The following is a 14,843-nucleotide window of genomic DNA, read 5'->3' as shown; positions in this document are numbered from 1 at the left end:
TTTCCCAAGCCCAGCAAAGCGCAAGGCCGTCTGAAAGTATTTTCAGACGGCCTCTTGCTTATTTTACCGATAGGATGTAAAACCTATCCTTCGAAATAGACAGTTCATCGAAACCGTACATCAATCGACACAATATGGACACACACTCCGAAATGCACACCCACCCTAATTTTTACGCTATGCTGACTGCAGCCTGCCAAAAAAACGGTAAAGGCACAGTCATTTTCAACGACAAAGAAAAAATCAGCTATTCCTCCCTCAAACGCGAAGTAGAAACCGTCGCCGCCTATCTGCAACACGAAGGCGTACAATATGGCGACAGGGTTGCCCTTGTCGTTTCCAACTCTCCCGAATTTATTGCTGCCTATTTCGCCATTACTTCCATCGGCGCGGTAGCCGTCCCGCTCAACGTCTTTTTGAAAAGCGAAGAATTTTCCTACATCCTTAATGACTGCGGCGCACGCTTTATGTTCGCCTCCGCGCCGTTGGCCAAAGAACTCAAAAACATCAAAGCCAAAACCAAAGTCAATAAAATCATCTGGATTGGCGAAACCAAAGCCGCCAGTGGCGATGACAGCTATTTCGATGCCGCGCGTACATTCCCGGGCAAGCCGAATCTGAGCCGTCAGCCGTCAGCCAACGATTTGGCGCACATTATCTACACCTCCGGCACAACCGGCCACCCCAAAGGCGCATTAATCAGTTACAACAACCTGTTTTCCAACCTTTCGGGCATCGAACAAATTTTCCAAATTTCGCAAAAAGACCGCTTCGTCGTCTTCTTGCCCATGTTCCACAGCTTTACGTTGACCGCCATGGTTTTACTGCCGATATATCAAGCCTGCTCGATTATTTTGGTCAAATCCGTCTTCCCGTTCTCCAATGTGTTGAAACAGGTTTTGCTCAAACGCGCCACCATTTTCCTCGGCGTACCGGCTATTTACACTGCCATGAGCAAAGCCAAAATCCCTTGGTATTTCAGATGGTTCAACCGCGTCCGTCTGTTTATCAGCGGCGGCGCGCCTCTGGCCGGACAAACCATTGACGACTTCAAAGCCAAATTCCCACGCGCCAAATTGCTGGAAGGCTACGGCTTAAGCGAATGCTCGCCCGTTGTTGCCGTCAATACGTTTGAGCGCCAAAAAACCGCCAGCGTCGGCGTCGCCCTGCCCGGCCTGACCGTGAAAGCCGTCGATGACGAATTGATCGAAGTGCCGCGCGGCGAAGTGGGCGAACTCATCATCAAAGGCGGCTCGGTAATGCAGGGCTACCTCAATATGCCTGACGCCACAGATGAAACCATTGTCAACGGTTGGCTGAAAACCGGCGACTTCGTCACCATCGACGAAGACGGCTTCATCTTCATCGTCGACCGCAAAAAAGACCTGATTATCTCCAAAGGCCAAAACGTCTATCCGCGCGAAATCGAAGAAGCCATCTACAAACTCGAAGCCGTAGAAGCCACTGCCGTAATCGGCGTGAGGGACCAATACGCCGATGAAGAAATCATTGCCTTTATCCAACTCAAAGAAGGCATGAAACTGGAAGAAGCCGAAGTCCGCAGCCACCTGCGCGACCTGTTGGCAAACTTTAAAATCCCCAAACAAGTCATCTTCCAAGACGAGCTGCCGCGCAATGCCACCGGCAAAGTGTTAAAACGCAAACTCAAAGAACAGTTTCAAGACTAAACCACTGTTTCAGACGGCCCCTTGATTCATGCAGGCCGTCTGAAAACCTGTCATCAACAAACTTTTCAGACGGCCACGACCATGACGACACCTATACTCGAAATCGAAAACCTAAACGGCTCCTTTCCGAGCAAGCAAGTCCTGCACGATATCAACCTGACCTTGCAACCCGGCCGCAAGCTGGCATTGGTCGGCGAGAGCGGCAGCGGCAAAACCGTATTGTCGCAAGGCATTATGCGCCTCAATCCGATGGTTACCTTTGAAGGCAGTCTGAAATATTGCGGAACCGATCTGCTGACCCAGCCTGAACGCGCCCTACAAAAACTGCGCGGCCGTGAAATCGGCATGGTGTTTCAAGAACCCATGACTGCCCTCAACCCCGTCATGCGCGTCGGCGAACAAATCGCCGAAGTCCTGTCCCTGCATTTGGGTTTGGATAAAAAACAGGCATGGGTGCGCGCTATCGAACTCCTGGACGAAACCGGCATCCACCAGCCCGAGCAAAAAGCCCAGGCCTACCCTTTCCAACTTTCCGGCGGCCAACGCCAACGCGCCATGATTGCCATGGCCGTATCAGCCCAGCCCAAGCTCCTGATTGCCGACGAACCAACCACCGCTTTGGACGTTGCCGTTCAAGCCCAAATCCTCGACCTGCTCTCACGCCTGCAGGAAGAACACGGCATGACCATGCTCTACATTACGCACGACTTGAACCTTGTGCGCCGTTTTGCCGACGATGTCGCCGTTATGCGTAATGGCCGTATCCTCGAAACCGGCAAAGCAACCGAAGTCTTCGCCAATCCGCAGCACGAATACACCAAAATGTTGCTCAACGCCGGCACAACACGCCGCGTGGCTCCTTTGCCTGAAAACCCTGCCACTGTACTCAAGGCCGAACAAATCGCCTTCTCCGTCAAAGAATCAGACGGCTGGTTTAAAAAACGCGACAAAACCATTCTCAACCCCGTTTCTTTCGATATCAAATCGGGGGAAACATTGGGCATCATCGGCGAAAGCGGCAGCGGCAAAACTACATTAGCCAAAGCCGTTATGCACCTTATCGACTCCGAAGGCAGCCTGAACATCAACGGCGAGCCATGGAAACGCGAATTGAGACGCGAAATCCAAATGGTGTTCCAAGACCCGTTCGGCGCATTCAATCCACGCATGAACGTCTTTGATACCGTTTCCGAAGCCTTGCGCGTACACGAACCTGAAATGCCACGCGAAGAAATGCGCCACCGTGTCGAAGAAGTCCTCAAACAAGTCGGCCTGCCCGAAGATGCACTCGAACGCTATCCGCACGCCTTCTCCGGCGGCCAGCGCCAACGCCTCGCCATCGCCCGCGCCATCATCGTCCGTCCGAAAATCCTCGTTTTGGACGAACCAACCAGCGCACTTGATGTCCAATGGCAACAACAAATCCTTGAATTGCTCAGCAGCCTGCAAAAAGAATACGGCCTCGCCTTCATCATCATCAGCCACGACCTCGCTGTGATCCGCGCCATTTCCCACCGCGTGATGGTGTTGAAAGATGGCAAAGTTGTTGAAGAAGGCGAATGCGAAAACGTATTTGCCAATCCAAGCAGCGACTATACGCGCCATTTGATTGCACACTCCGGCCACATGGTTCAAGAGGCCGTCTGAATCTTTAAGGATTACGATAGGCACATTTCAAAAAAACTATTACCTAGTGGCGGCACTTGAAATTTTCCCTGTCTGCCACTATTCTGAACAACATATTTATTAATCCCGATTTAAAAGGAAACAAACATGAGCAGCGAATTGATTATCCACGCCAGCGATGCCAGCTTCGAACAAGACGTTTTGAAATCCGATGTACCTGTACTGCTGGACTTCTGGGCACCATGGTGCGGCCCTTGCAAAATGATTGCCCCAATCCTGGACGACATCGCCTCCGAATTCCAAGGCCGTCTGAAAGTCGTTAAAATCAACATCGACGACAATGAAGCCACTCCTGCCAAATTCGGCGTTCGCGGCATCCCTACCCTGATGGTGTTCAAAAACGGCGAAAACGTTGCCACTAAAGTCGGTGCATTGGCTAAAGGTCAACTGACTGCATTCGTTGAAGCTTCTATCGCCTAAGGCTTTAAGCATATAAAAAGGCCGTCTGAAACTTGTTTTCAGACGGCCTTTTTTGTATTCATTAAGCAGCCAATGGTTTCAAAGTCAGGCTGATATTTTCAGCTTTCACTTTAAACAGCAAATCAATATTCGGATGCTTACCTGGATTGGCTTCGGCATCGGCAACATGTTCGGCAAACCATGTTAGGCCGCGTTCTGCCGCCGCTGCGTCCAGCTTGCCGTCAAACTCTTGCGCCAAAGCATGGTAAAGCTTGAGCGAGCCTTGTTTGCCGGGCGCATTGGGAATGTGATGAACCACTTTGCCCTCTTTATCGAGAATATCCAAGCCGCTCAAATGGTCGATGGCAGGCATGGTGGCCAGATTATCTTGGAAGCTCATGATTGTCCTTTCTGATGTGGGTTTTAAAGCAAACCATATAACAAGGCCGTCTGAAAGTTGATGTTTGGCACTTTTCAGACGGCCTTAAACATTTCAATTAACGTGTACCGAAAATCTTATCGCCGGCATCGCCCAAGCCTGGGATGATGTAGCCGTGTTCGTTCAAGTGGCTGTCGAGCGCGGCAGTGTAGATGGTTACATCAGGATGCGCGTCATTGACGGCTTTCACGCCTTCCGGAGCGGCAACCAATACCAATGCTTTGATATTGCTGCAACCTTTGGCTTTCAGCAAGTCGATGGTCGCAACCATAGAGCCGCCGGTTGCCAACATCGGGTCGATAATCAGGGCTGGACGCTCGGCCATGCTGTCAACGAATTTCTCAAAGTAAGAAACCGGTTTCAGCGTTTCTTCATCGCGCTGCAAGCCGACAACGCTGATTTTAGCGGTAGGAATCAGGTCAAGTACGCCGTCGAGCATACCCAAACCGGCACGCAAAATAGGGACAACGGTCAAGGTTTTGCCTTTGATACGGTCGCCTTCGATAGAACCACACCAACCGTCAATGATGTATTTTTCGGTTTCAAAGTCGCGGCTGGCTTCGTATGCCATCAGGCGTGCCAGCTCGGTAGTGAGCGTGCGGAATTTGTAGGTGCTGCATTCTGCCTCGCGCATCAAAGTCAGTTTATGGCGGACGAGGGGATGATTGATGACGGTAACGTTCATTTTTTGTATTTCCATGTTTCGTTAACGGAGTGAATTATACTTTTTTTCACGAATGGCGGAAAGGGTATGTTTCGTGCGAAAGGCCGTCTGAATCAGGGTTTCAGACGGCCTTTGTCAACAATTTTACATTACGGAATATTGTAGATGATTAAGCTTTCAGCAATTCTTGCAGTTCGCCGGCTTCGTACATTTCCATCAAAATGTCAGAACCGCCGACAAATTCGCCGTTGACGTACAGTTGAGGAATGGTCGGCCAGTCGCTGTATTCTTTAATGCCTTGGCGTACTGCATCGTTTTCCAATACGTTTACAGTCACATAGTCGGTGCAACCTGCCGCATTCAGGATTTGTACGGCACGGGAAGAGAAGCCGCATTGTGGGAACTGCTTCGTGCCTTTCATGAACAATACGACGCGGTGGGTGGTTACGACTTCTTTGATTTGATCGTGGATAGAGGACATGTGTGTTCCTTTTACTAAATCGGTTGTTCGGGGAAAATCAAATTTCCCGCCATTATACGCAAATTGATGGAATTGAGGGTACGTTTCTCAACATCGGATCTGACCGTTGCCGTTGATATAGAATTTGGTCGAAGTCAGCGCTTCCAAACCCATCGGGCCGCGGGCGTGCATTTTTTGGGTGGAAATACCGATTTCCGCGCCCAATCCGAAAACAAAACCGTCGGTAAACCGCGTGGACGCATTGACATAAACCGCCGCCGCATCAATGCTTTCTTGGAAAAACTCGGCATGGGCAATGCTTTGGGTCACAATCGCTTCCGAGTGATGCGTCGTGTGGCCGTTAATCCAATCGACGGCTTCTTCCACTGTTTTCACTGTTTTGACCGACATAATATAGTCAAGAAACTCAGTGCTGTAATCTTCCTCGGTTGCCAAAACAGCATTTTTAAACATACGCAATGCTTCCTGATCAGCTCTAAAAACCTGTATTCACAAAATGATAAAATATCTTTATGACTGGAAAATCCTACCCAACAGACTTAACAGATGCCCAATGGCAAGCGATTGAGCCGCATTTTAACCGGCTACGCCACTACAAATGGGATAAACGTGAATTAGTGAATGCCGTTTTGTACATTACCAAAACAGGTTGCCAATGGCGTATGCTGCCCAATGATTTTCCACCTTATCCAACCGTATGGAGTTTCTATCGCAGAGCCAACCAATCAGGCTTATGGGATAGGATTCTTTCGGCATTGGTTCAAAAAAACGTTTAATCCATCAAAAACAAGCGATGCCGACTTATGCCATTATTGATTCGCAAAGTGTCAAAACAGCTTCCGGCGCACATGATAAAGGTTTTGACGGAGGTAAAAAAATCAAAGGCCGTAAGCGACATATAGCTGTTGATACGTTGGGTAACCTATTGTCTGTTGTGGTTCATGCAGCCAATATCCATGACACAAAAGCAGGTATTTTTTGTAGCAAAAAAAGCGTTTGAGACCTATCCTGGTTTAAAAGGTTTCTGTGCAGACGCAGGTTATCGGAATACATTTGAGCGCGAAGTATCGGAGCAATTGGGTTTAACTGTTGAGATTTCAAAGAAAATTCAAGATATTTCTTGGCATATTCTGCCCAAACGTTGGATTGTAGAACGAACGTTTGCATGGTTGGGTTGGTCTCGACGTTTGGCAAAAGATTTTGAGCAGACGAATTTATCTGCTGAAAATTTTGTCAAACTAGGGTATATTTCACAAATATTAAAATTTATCAAATAGTTGTTTGTGAATACAGGTTCTGATTTCATGCGGCATTATTTCAGCCAAACGTATCCACATCATAACTGCGAAGCAATAAAAAATACAGACAAAATTAAAAAAACGCCTCCTTTTAAAACCGTATTTTCAGCCTTTATCCGAATCCGTTAACAACAAAACAAAAGGCCGTCTGAAACCCTATTTCAGGTTTCAGACGGCCTTTTACCGATTATTGAGAACATGGCCTGCAAAGATAAATACAGACCGTTCTCTATAAATGCTTATTGGTGTTCAGAAATAATTTTCAGCATTTGCGCCAATACTTTAGGATTGGCCGCAACGATGTCGCCGCTTTCCAACCAGCCTTCATCACCGGACATATCGGTAACGATACCGCCTGCTTCTTGAACAATCAATGCACCGGCGGCAATATCCCAAGGCTTGAGGTTGAACTCGAAGAAACCGTCCAAACGGCCGGCCGCAACGGCACACAAATCCAAAGAAGCCGCGCCTTCGCGACGGCCGCCGGCGGTTTTTGCCAAGAAATCTTTCAAAATCGCCAGATACTTGTCCATCATGCTTTGATCGACAACAGGGAAGCCTGTACCGATCAGGCAGCGGTTCAATTCGATGCGGTTGGAAACGCGGATACGACGGTCGTTGAGCAACGCGCCTTTGCCGCGGGAAGCCATATATACGTCGTTGCGCTCAGGTGCGTACACCAAAGCTTCTTGCAACACGCCTTTGTGCAGGAGTGCCATAGAGATGGCGTATTGAGGATGGCCGTGGAGGAAGTTGGTTGTGCCGTCGAGCGGATCGATAATCCATTCGTACTCGGCGGTGGCTTTACCGTGGGAGCCGCCTTCTTCGCAAGTGATTTTGTGATGCGGATAGGCTTCTTTGAGCGCTTCCACCAAAATCATCTCGGAGCTGCGGTCAACATCGGAAACGAAGTCGTTGAATGCTTTGCTGTCTACTTTGACGGCATCCAGATTGCCGGCGGCGCGAATCATCATTTGCCCTGCTTTACGGGCGGCTTTGAAAGCGGTATTTAAAAACGGATTCATGGTTTTCTTCCTAATTCAGGTAAAATACGCCCTAATGCGCCGAACAAGGCACACAAGAGGCTGTTAATCGTTTCCGATGCTGTTAAAGAACATTTCAGACGGCATGGAAAAAGGCCGTCTGAAAACAAAAAGATGGCGCATTATACCTGATTCCCGTACAAACAGAAAACAAAACATGACTTCCGAAAAACCCGCCCTGCCCGCTTATCTGGACAACATCCGCATCATCCTCACGCGTACCAGCCATCCCGCCAATATCGGCTCCGCCGCGCGCGCCATGAAAACAATGGGCCTGCACAAATTGACCATCGTCGCCCCAAATCTGATGGCAACGCCGATGACGGAAAACCCGCCCGTTTTCAATCCCGATGACGTGCAAAGTTTTGCACTGCCTGAAGAAAGTTTCATCCTCGCTTCCGGCGCGGCGGACGTTTTGGAAAATGCCACCATTGCCGCTTCTTTGGACAAAGCCCTTGCCGACACCACTATCGCCTGCGCCCTGACCAGCCGCCGCCGCGAAATCACTGCGCCGCTGCAAACGCCGCGCGATTTGGTACCCGAATTACTACAGGCCGCCAACCGCGGCGAGAAAGTGGCGCTGGTTTTCGGCAACGAAACTTTCGGCTTGAGCATCGAAGAAGTCCAAGCCTGCAACCGACTGATGACCATCAACGGCAATCCCGACTATTTCTCGCTCAACCTCGCCCAAGCCGTGCAGGTCGTGTGCTACGAAATCTTCAGCCAAACCGATTCGCCCATGACCCATCTGCAACAGGAAGACCACGCCGCGACCCACGAACAAATCAAAGGCATGGTCGCCCATATGGAAAGCGTGATGAACGACATCGGCTTTTTCAACCGCCGCAACGGAGAACGCCTGATGCGCCGTATGCAAAGCCTGTTCGGACGCGCCAACACGCAAACCGAAGACATCGACATCCTGCGCGGTTTTTTCAATACCGTCAGCCACCGTATCCATAAAAAAGACTGATTAAGGCCGTCTGAAAACATTTCCAGACTTTCAGACGGCATGACTGATATTCGGATAAGCATGAATTACGCCCTAGACGCATTATGGTGGAAACTCACCAGCCAACCCGTCCGCGACCTTGCCTCGCTGCTGACTGCGCCGCCTTTGTGGCAAAGCGGTTGCGAATTGAGCGTGCGCGAACTACTGGGGGAACACGGTTTCCGCTACCTTTTGGCATTGGATGCCGATCCCACGCCGCTGAAGGATTACCTCGCCCGATGCGCCCCGTTCGGCCACCGTCTCGGCATTTATGCCGAAGAGCTGCTGGCTTTCTGGTTTGCCAACGCACCGCACGCCAAGCTGCACGCATACAACCTGCCCGTTTTTTCAGGCAGCCAAACTTTGGGGGCTGCGGATTTTGTCGTTTCCCTCAACCAACAGCCCTACCATATCGAGCTGGCGTGTAAATACTACGGCGGAGACCAAGTGCAAAACCTGCACGGCCTCAATCCTAAAGATACGCTGACGGACAAAGCCGCCAAACTGGTGCAGCAATCCAAACTGCTGCATACGCCGCAAGGCAAAGCGACCTTAGCGACACAAGGCCAGCCGGAAAATCCGCTCCCTGCATCCATCGTGCGCGGCATCGGATTTTTCCCACACGGTTTCCATGCTTTTGAGCCGCCGCTTAATCCATACGGTTGGCGCGGCGTCTATATTCAAGATTGGGCGGAATACGGGTTTGAACGCCGAGAAGTGCGCTACCACCTGCTCGACCGTATGGCCTACCTCGCGCCTGCGCGTGTTGCCGAAACCGAAGCATTAAACGAAACCGAAATCCGCCATATCGATCAAGGCTTGATTGCTGTTTTGGAATGTCGGCCGGACGGCTTTTGGCACGAAATCGAACGCATCATGAAGGCCGTCTGAAACCCTTTCCCAACTTTAAGAGAACCCATTGCATTATGAACGCCGCACAACTCGACCATACCGCCAAAGTTTTGGCTGAAATGCTGACTTTCAAACAGCCTTCCGATGCCGTCCTCACCGCCTATTTCCGCGAACACAAAAAGCTCGGCCGCCAAGACCGCCATGAAATCGCCGAAACCGCCTTTGCCGCGCTGAGACACTATCAAAAAATCAGCACTGCCCTGCGCCGTCCGCACGCGCAACCGCGCAAAGCCGCACTTGCCGCACTGGTTCTCGGCAGAAGCACCAATATCAGCCAAATCAAAGACCTGCCTGATGAAGAAGAAACAAAGTTCCTCGGCAATTTGAAAGCCCGTAAAACCGAGTTTTCAGACGGCCTGAATACCGCCGCAGAATTGCCGCAATGGCTGGTGGAACAACTGCAACAGCATTGGAGCGAAGAAGAAATCCTCGCCTTCGGCCGCAGCATCAACCAACCTGCCCCGCTCGACATCCGCGTCAATACCTTGAAAGGCAAACGAGATAAAGTGCTACCTCTGTTGCAAGCCGAAAGTACCGATGCAGAAGCCACGCCTTATTCGCCTTGGGGCATCCGCCTGAAAAATAAAATTGCGCTTAACAAACACGAGTTGTTTTTAGACGGCACGCTGGAAGTCCAAGACGAAGGCAGCCAGCTGCTTGCCTTATTGGTGGGTGCAAAACGCGGCGAAATCATTGTCGATTTCTGCGCCGGCGCAGGCGGTAAAACCTTGGCTGTCGGCGCGCAAATGGCGAACAAAGGCAGAATCTACGCCTTCGACATCGCCGAAAAACGCCTTGCCAACCTCAAACCGCGCATGACCCGCGCCGGACTGACCAATATCCACCCCGAACGCATCAGCAGCGAACACGATACCCGTATCGCCCGACTGGCAGGCAAAGCCGACCGTGTGTTGGTGGACGCGCCCTGCTCCGGTTTGGGCACGCTGCGCCGCAATCCCGACCTCAAATACCGCCAATCCGCCGAGACCGTAGCCAACCTTTTGGAACAGCAGCACAGCATCCTCGATGCCGCCTCCAAACTGGTGAAACCGCAAGGCAGGCTGGTTTACGCCACCTGCAGCGTGTTGCCGGAAGAAAACGAGTTGCAGGTCGAACGTTTCCTGTCCGAACATCCCGAATTTGAACTCGTCAACTGCGCCGAACTTCTGCAAAGCCTAAAGGTCGATTTGGATACCGGCAAATACCTGCGTCTCAACTCCGGAGAACACCAAACCGACGGCTTCTTTGCCGCTGTATTGCAACGTAAGGATTAAGGTTGAAAAAAGGCCGTCTGAAAATCTGAACTGGCCCCCAAATCTTGGACACTCATAAAAGCCTATTCAGGCACTCTGTGTAAGCCGGGTTCTGTATGCGACAGGACTCAGCTTTTTCAATTTCAAACTGCAACGCTCGCGGTTGTAGTAATCCATATAGTCATCTATCTGTTTCATCAATTCATCCACCGTCAATTCCCCTGCACGGTAGAAACACTCCGTCTTCAGCACCGCAAAGAAGCTTTCCATCGGTGCATTGTCCCAACAATTCGCCTTTCGCGACATGCTTTGAACCATGAAATACTCCGCAAGCAATTCCCTATACCCCGCCGTACGGTACAGCACACCTTGGTCGGAATGAAGCATCGTTCCTTTATCAGTCAGCCGGGGTGCCGCTTTTTCGAGCATTTCCTTCACCATTTCACTGTCGGCTCTGCGGCTCATGGCGTAGGCGATGATTTCGCGGTTGAACAGGTCCAAGATCGGCGAGAGGTACAGTTTGCCGTCCTTTCCTTTGAGTTCGGTCACGTCGGTCAGCCATTTTTCGTTGGGCTTTCGGGCTTTGAACCGGCGTTTGAGGAGGTGTTCCGATATTTCGCCCATGGCGGGATGGCGGTAGGCTTTTTTTGCCCGTATGAGGGCTTTCAGTCCTAGCTGCCTCATCAGCCGCGCCACTTTTTTGCGGTTCCAACCTAATGCTGCTGCAATGCGCCTTTGCCCGTAGCGTCCTTTATGCCGTTCGTAGATTTCGGCGATAAGGGCTTTGTCGGCTTCATTGGGGTCGGGTCGGTCCTGATGATGGTAGTAAAAGCTGCTTTTGGGCAGGTTTGCGATGTGCAGCAGGTATTTGAGCGGGTGTTGCGCCCTCAGTGTTTGGACGGTTTGGCTTTGTCCTTTTCGGTCTGTTTTTTGCTGAGGGCTTTTAACTCCTTTAGGTAGGCAACCTTTGCGCGCATATAGCACAACTCTTCGATAAGCTCTGCCTGTGTTTTTTCGTGGTCGGGTTTGTCGGCGATGAAGGGGTTTTTGCGGTGTTGGGGCATGGTTTTGGATTGGGGATGTTCGAGTGCGCCGATGCCGCCTTCTTGATAGGCGCGTATCCATCGTCGCAGGTTGGTTCGGGAAATGCCGTAGTGGTCTGCGGTACGCTGTTGACTGCGTATGTGCAGGTAGTGGAGTACGGCTTGGTATTTGAAGTGTAATGTATATTTGCCCATAAAAAAACTGCACCTTGTGAGTTGGAGGGGGGGGTGTCCAACTTTTGGGGTGCAGTTCAATCCTTTCAGACGGCCTTTTTGATAGATTTTTTACATTAAAATCATTAAATACGATAGTCGCGCTCTGCAATAATATACTTTAAGGCATGTATCTCGACCTTTTATCAGAATATTGTGAAAAGCTGGAAAAAATGCTTTATGCTTTGTAAATGTATGTGTTCTCGTTCAAAATTCGCCCGGTCATGCCTCAGGCGATACCCGATACAGACAACGATAATATATAAATCATTTGGTTAAAAATCATGTCGCATATTTATTCTTCACCCACAAAGCCCCGTTTATTGTCATCGGCCATTGCCGTCGCCTGCTGTCTGTTGCCGTTTCAGACGGCCTCTGCATACAGCCTGCAAGACATCCTCAGGGACGCTTTAATCAGCGACCCGATTGTGCGTGAAGCCAAAGCCACTCAAGAAGCAGCACAAAGCACGACCAAAGCCACGCGCGCACGCCATTATCCTGTCGTTACCCTGACCGGTACGAAAGTGCTGGCGCAACACAATAAATACAACAGCAACGACATGGATGACGGTATCGGCGTGCGCGGCAGCGTGAACATCTACTCATGGGGTGCGATTGAAGCCGCCGTCCGCCGCGACCGCAGCCGCGAAGAATACTATCAACACAAATACACCGAAAGCCAAGAGCAGCTGGGCAGCGATATCGGCCGCCTCTACCTGAGCGCATTGCGTGCAAAAGAAACCCTGATCCTCAACGAACAGACTTTGGCACGCCACAACAACCTCTTAAAAGACTTGGACACCATCGTCAAATATGATGCAGGCCGCCGTTCCGAGCTGATTGAAGCGCGCGTGCGCCAACTGCAAGTGGCAAACATCATTGCCCAACAACGCCGCACCATGGATTTGGCACTGAGCCGCCTGTCCCGCTATACCTCGCGCCAGCTGACTGCCAACGATTTGGAAGATCCGTTTAAAAACGACACGGCGAAATCCATCAGCGAACGTTTCAACAACCCCAACCGCAACAACAATCCGTCCTATCAGGCACAATTGGCCGAACGCGACAGCGTCCGTGCCGATTTGGACGCTTCCAAAGCCTAATGCCTGCCTGCCCTCAATTTGGAAGGCAGTGCGACGCGCAACACCAGACAGCTTTATTTAAACGTTGCATGAAATGTGTTGGATATTGCTGCAAGACACAATGTAGAACGCAATGCCAAATCATTGATCGCCGCAGAAGCCAAGTCTGAACAAATCCTGCGCGACATGAACGAACGCGTTCAAACATCCGCCATCGATATGCAGGAAAGCGAACAGCGTACCGCGCTGACGGCGCAACACATCGCCGCCCAAAAAGAAGTCATCAAAGTGTACGAATTGCAGTTTAAAATCGCCCGACGTACGCTGACCGACGTTTTGAGCGCATACAGCGAGTTATCTTCCATCGAACAGGATTACGTTGCCGCCCGCAACGATTTCCGCGATGCGGCGCTCGACTATTTAAATACCCAGGCCAAAATCTCCGCTTGGGTCGGTTTGGTACAAAAATAAAGCCATATCCGCTGGTTAAACCAAAAACATTACGCGAAAAAATATGAAAGCCATCATTGAACACATCGTTTTAGTGACCCGCCTTTTGGGTGCGCCCATATCCGAAGCCGCTTTGTCCGCCGAAGTCGTGCGCGACAAAAAGCTCAAGGTCAACTATCACTCACTGGTCGAAGTCCTGCGCAGCCACGGATTTGAAACACCTTATCCAAACGCAATCTGGAAGACATCCCCTCGCTCGCCGTGCCGGTTATGATTATCCTGCACAACGAAGAAGTAGCGGTCATCACCCAAATCGAAGGCTCCGGCCAAGAGCGCAAATACCATATCCTCCAGGTTGACGGTTTGGAACAAGAACTCAGCCATGAGCAGCTCTCCAGCCTGTATTTGGGCTACTGCTGGTTTATCAAACCCCAAATGGCTACCGATATGCGCTCGGAGTTGCCTGAATACCATCTGCCCAAAGCATGGTTTTGGAAAGTCATTTGGCGTTTCCGCAGCTACTACTACCAAGTCATCTTGGCCACCATCATCAACTTCCTTGCGCTCGTCAGCTCCCTGTATGTGATGAACGTGTACGACCGCGTGATTCCCAACCAAGCCTATGAAACCTTGTGGGTATTGAGCATCGGCGTGGTCTTGGCGATTTTATTTGAATTTGCCACCAAGATGATTCGCGGCCACTTGACCGATATTGCCGGTAAAAAAGTCGATTTGATCATCAGCTCCGCCCTGTTCCGCCGCGTGATGGCATTGCGTCTGGCAGACCGTCCAGCTTCTTCCGGTTCATACGCCAGCAACCTGCGCGAATTTGAAGCCGTGCGCGAGTTCATGACCAGTGCCAGCTTGTTGACTATTGTCGACTTGCCTTTCCTGTTGCTGTTTATCTTCGTGATTTCCATGGTCGGCGGCAAATGGTGACCCACCGTCCGCAAGTGCTGCAAATCGTCAACCGAATTATTGTGATGGACAATGGTAAAGTCGTGATGGACGGCCCGCGTGATCTGGTATTGCAAAAACTCATGCAAAACAAACAGGCCAAAGAAGCCAACGTCAAACAACAACAGCAACAAGCTGCTGCAGTCAAACAGCAGCAACAACAAGCTGCCGCCACCCCTCAATCGGCAGCACAATAAAGCAAAAGGCCGTCTGAAACCTACTTACTCTTTCAGACGGCCTGCCC

At 50.7% G+C, this 14,843-nt stretch carries 16 protein-coding genes and 3 pseudogenes; 12 read left to right on the top strand and 7 right to left on the bottom strand.

What is annotated here, in order from left to right; genetic code table 11:
- Nucleotides 1–134: 134 nt before the first annotated feature.
- The 3 genes from FAH67_RS02280 to trxA all read left to right on the top strand — a co-directional run bounded on the left by FAH67_RS02280 (nt 135) and on the right by trxA (nt 3,794).
- Nucleotides 135–1,688, top strand: coding sequence for a fatty acid--CoA ligase (locus FAH67_RS02280; RefSeq protein ID WP_003681475.1), 1,554 nt, complete (start codon nt 135–137; stop codon nt 1,686–1,688).
- An 81-nt stretch (nt 1,689–1,769) separates the two neighbouring features.
- Nucleotides 1,770–3,335: an ABC transporter ATP-binding protein gene (locus FAH67_RS02275; RefSeq protein ID WP_003681477.1), complete on the top strand. Its 1,566-nt coding sequence runs from the start codon at nt 1,770–1,772 to the stop codon at nt 3,333–3,335.
- A 126-nt stretch (nt 3,336–3,461) separates the two neighbouring features.
- Nucleotides 3,462–3,794 (top strand): thioredoxin TrxA, encoded by a 333-nt coding sequence (trxA, locus tag FAH67_RS02270; RefSeq protein WP_003681479.1) that lies wholly within the window; start codon nt 3,462–3,464, stop codon nt 3,792–3,794.
- 61 nt (nt 3,795–3,855) lie between these two features.
- On the opposite strand, the gene FAH67_RS02265 is transcribed toward trxA, so the two are convergent.
- From FAH67_RS02265 to FAH67_RS02250, 4 genes and pseudogenes are all read right to left on the bottom strand, one after another.
- The gene (locus FAH67_RS02265) at nt 3,856–4,173 is read right to left on the bottom strand and encodes a DUF2322 family protein (protein WP_003681614.1); all 318 of its coding nucleotides are present in this window, start codon (nt 4,171–4,173) and stop codon (nt 3,856–3,858) included.
- Between the two features lie 97 nt (nt 4,174–4,270).
- Entirely contained in the window at nt 4,271–4,897 is a 627-nt protein-coding gene (upp, locus tag FAH67_RS02260; RefSeq protein ID WP_039864255.1) for a uracil phosphoribosyltransferase, read from the bottom strand.
- 148 nt (nt 4,898–5,045) lie between these two features.
- Nucleotides 5,046–5,357: a Grx4 family monothiol glutaredoxin gene (gene grxD, locus FAH67_RS02255; RefSeq protein ID WP_003681608.1), complete on the bottom strand. Its 312-nt coding sequence runs from the start codon at nt 5,355–5,357 to the stop codon at nt 5,046–5,048.
- Between the two features lie 87 nt (nt 5,358–5,444).
- Nucleotides 5,445–5,837 (bottom strand): annotated as a pseudogene (locus FAH67_RS02250) (aldehyde dehydrogenase family protein); the annotation flags it as partial.
- A 32-nt stretch (nt 5,838–5,869) separates the two neighbouring features.
- Here FAH67_RS02250 and FAH67_RS11730 point away from each other — a divergent pair.
- The 3 genes from FAH67_RS11730 to FAH67_RS11720 are packed head-to-tail and all read left to right on the top strand — an operon-like array spanning nt 5,870 to nt 6,634.
- Nucleotides 5,870–6,133 (top strand): transposase, encoded by a 264-nt coding sequence (locus FAH67_RS11730; RefSeq protein ID WP_112890679.1) that lies wholly within the window; start codon nt 5,870–5,872, stop codon nt 6,131–6,133.
- A gap of 17 nt (nt 6,134–6,150) precedes the next feature.
- Entirely contained in the window at nt 6,151–6,357 is a 207-nt protein-coding gene (locus tag FAH67_RS11725; protein ID WP_112890721.1) for a transposase, read from the top strand.
- Nucleotides 6,314–6,634, top strand: coding sequence for a transposase (locus FAH67_RS11720; RefSeq protein ID WP_208648188.1), 321 nt, complete (start codon nt 6,314–6,316; stop codon nt 6,632–6,634). Before FAH67_RS11725 ends, FAH67_RS11720 begins: the two co-directional genes overlap by 44 nt.
- Before the next feature lie 260 nt (nt 6,635–6,894).
- Here FAH67_RS11720 and FAH67_RS02230 read toward each other — a convergent pair whose 3' ends face one another.
- The gene (locus FAH67_RS02230; protein ID WP_003681056.1) at nt 6,895–7,680 is read right to left on the bottom strand and encodes an inositol monophosphatase family protein; all 786 of its coding nucleotides are present in this window, start codon (nt 7,678–7,680) and stop codon (nt 6,895–6,897) included.
- Nucleotides 7,681–7,855: 175 nt separating this feature from the next.
- Here FAH67_RS02230 and FAH67_RS02225 point away from each other — a divergent pair, with 175 nt between their 5' ends.
- Genes FAH67_RS02225 through FAH67_RS02215 form a run of 3 tightly spaced genes read left to right on the top strand, consistent with a single transcriptional unit; the run spans nt 7,856 to nt 10,875 of the window.
- Nucleotides 7,856–8,671, top strand: a complete 816-nt coding sequence (locus FAH67_RS02225; protein ID WP_039864144.1) for an RNA methyltransferase — start codon at nt 7,856–7,858, stop codon at nt 8,669–8,671.
- A 60-nt stretch (nt 8,672–8,731) separates the two neighbouring features.
- The gene (locus tag FAH67_RS02220) at nt 8,732–9,580 is read left to right on the top strand and encodes a DUF1853 family protein (protein WP_172459147.1); all 849 of its coding nucleotides are present in this window, start codon (nt 8,732–8,734) and stop codon (nt 9,578–9,580) included.
- A gap of 35 nt (nt 9,581–9,615) precedes the next feature.
- A complete protein-coding gene (locus FAH67_RS02215) occupies nt 9,616–10,875 on the top strand; it encodes an RsmB/NOP family class I SAM-dependent RNA methyltransferase (RefSeq protein WP_003681052.1) in 1,260 nt (419 codons plus the stop codon).
- A 66-nt stretch (nt 10,876–10,941) separates the two neighbouring features.
- Here the strand turns inward: FAH67_RS02215 and FAH67_RS02210 are convergent, their stop codons facing one another.
- Entirely contained in the window at nt 10,942–11,838 is an 897-nt protein-coding gene (locus FAH67_RS02210) for an IS3 family transposase (protein ID WP_112890689.1), read from the bottom strand.
- Nucleotides 11,742–12,092, bottom strand: a complete 351-nt coding sequence (locus tag FAH67_RS02205) for a helix-turn-helix domain-containing protein (protein ID WP_112890705.1) — start codon at nt 12,090–12,092, stop codon at nt 11,742–11,744. Before FAH67_RS02205 ends, FAH67_RS02210 begins: the two co-directional genes overlap by 97 nt.
- 302 nt (nt 12,093–12,394) lie before the next feature.
- Here FAH67_RS02205 and FAH67_RS02200 point away from each other — a divergent pair.
- The 3 genes and pseudogenes from FAH67_RS02200 (at nt 12,395) to FAH67_RS12380 (ending at nt 14,796) form a co-directional block, all read left to right on the top strand.
- Nucleotides 12,395–13,663 (top strand): annotated as a pseudogene (locus FAH67_RS02200) (TolC family protein).
- A gap of 43 nt (nt 13,664–13,706) precedes the next feature.
- Nucleotides 13,707–14,575 (top strand): annotated as a pseudogene (locus tag FAH67_RS02195) (type I secretion system permease/ATPase); the annotation flags it as partial.
- A complete protein-coding gene (locus tag FAH67_RS12380; RefSeq protein ID WP_003681063.1) occupies nt 14,575–14,796 on the top strand; it encodes a hypothetical protein in 222 nt (73 codons plus the stop codon). The pseudogene FAH67_RS02195 and the gene FAH67_RS12380, both read left to right, overlap by 1 nt.
- Nucleotides 14,797–14,843: the final 47 nt, after the last annotated feature.

This window comes from Neisseria flavescens, assembly GCF_005221285.1.
GTDB lineage: Bacteria > Pseudomonadota > Gammaproteobacteria > Burkholderiales > Neisseriaceae > Neisseria > Neisseria flavescens.
Note: the sequence above shows the minus strand (reverse complement) of the source record. Positions and strands in the feature narration are given on the sequence as shown.

Excerpts from the sequence above, each read along its gene's own strand:
- FAH67_RS12380 (WP_003681063.1), top strand. The coding sequence starts at position 14,575 with ATGGTGACCCACCGTCCGCAAGTGCTGCAAATCGTCAACCGAATTATT.
- FAH67_RS11730 (WP_112890679.1), top strand. The coding sequence starts at position 5,870 with ATGACTGGAAAATCCTACCCAACAGACTTAACAGATGCCCAATGGCAA.
- FAH67_RS02225 (WP_039864144.1), top strand. The coding sequence starts at position 7,856 with ATGACTTCCGAAAAACCCGCCCTGCCCGCTTATCTGGACAACATCCGC.
- FAH67_RS02215 (WP_003681052.1), top strand. The coding sequence starts at position 9,616 with ATGAACGCCGCACAACTCGACCATACCGCCAAAGTTTTGGCTGAAATG.
- FAH67_RS11720 (WP_208648188.1), top strand. The coding sequence starts at position 6,314 with ATGACACAAAAGCAGGTATTTTTTGTAGCAAAAAAAGCGTTTGAGACC.
- FAH67_RS02230 (WP_003681056.1), bottom strand. The coding sequence starts at position 7,680 with ATGAATCCGTTTTTAAATACCGCTTTCAAAGCCGCCCGTAAAGCAGGG.
- FAH67_RS02205 (WP_112890705.1), bottom strand. The coding sequence starts at position 12,092 with ATGGGCAAATATACATTACACTTCAAATACCAAGCCGTACTCCACTAC.
- FAH67_RS02275 (WP_003681477.1), top strand. The coding sequence starts at position 1,770 with ATGACGACACCTATACTCGAAATCGAAAACCTAAACGGCTCCTTTCCG.
- FAH67_RS11725 (WP_112890721.1), top strand. The coding sequence starts at position 6,151 with ATGCCGACTTATGCCATTATTGATTCGCAAAGTGTCAAAACAGCTTCC.
- grxD (WP_003681608.1), bottom strand. The coding sequence starts at position 5,357 with ATGTCCTCTATCCACGATCAAATCAAAGAAGTCGTAACCACCCACCGC.
- FAH67_RS02265 (WP_003681614.1), bottom strand. The coding sequence starts at position 4,173 with ATGAGCTTCCAAGATAATCTGGCCACCATGCCTGCCATCGACCATTTG.
- FAH67_RS02220 (WP_172459147.1), top strand. The coding sequence starts at position 8,732 with ATGAATTACGCCCTAGACGCATTATGGTGGAAACTCACCAGCCAACCC.
- FAH67_RS02280 (WP_003681475.1), top strand. The coding sequence starts at position 135 with ATGGACACACACTCCGAAATGCACACCCACCCTAATTTTTACGCTATG.
- trxA (WP_003681479.1), top strand. The coding sequence starts at position 3,462 with ATGAGCAGCGAATTGATTATCCACGCCAGCGATGCCAGCTTCGAACAA.
- upp (WP_039864255.1), bottom strand. The coding sequence starts at position 4,897 with ATGAACGTTACCGTCATCAATCATCCCCTCGTCCGCCATAAACTGACT.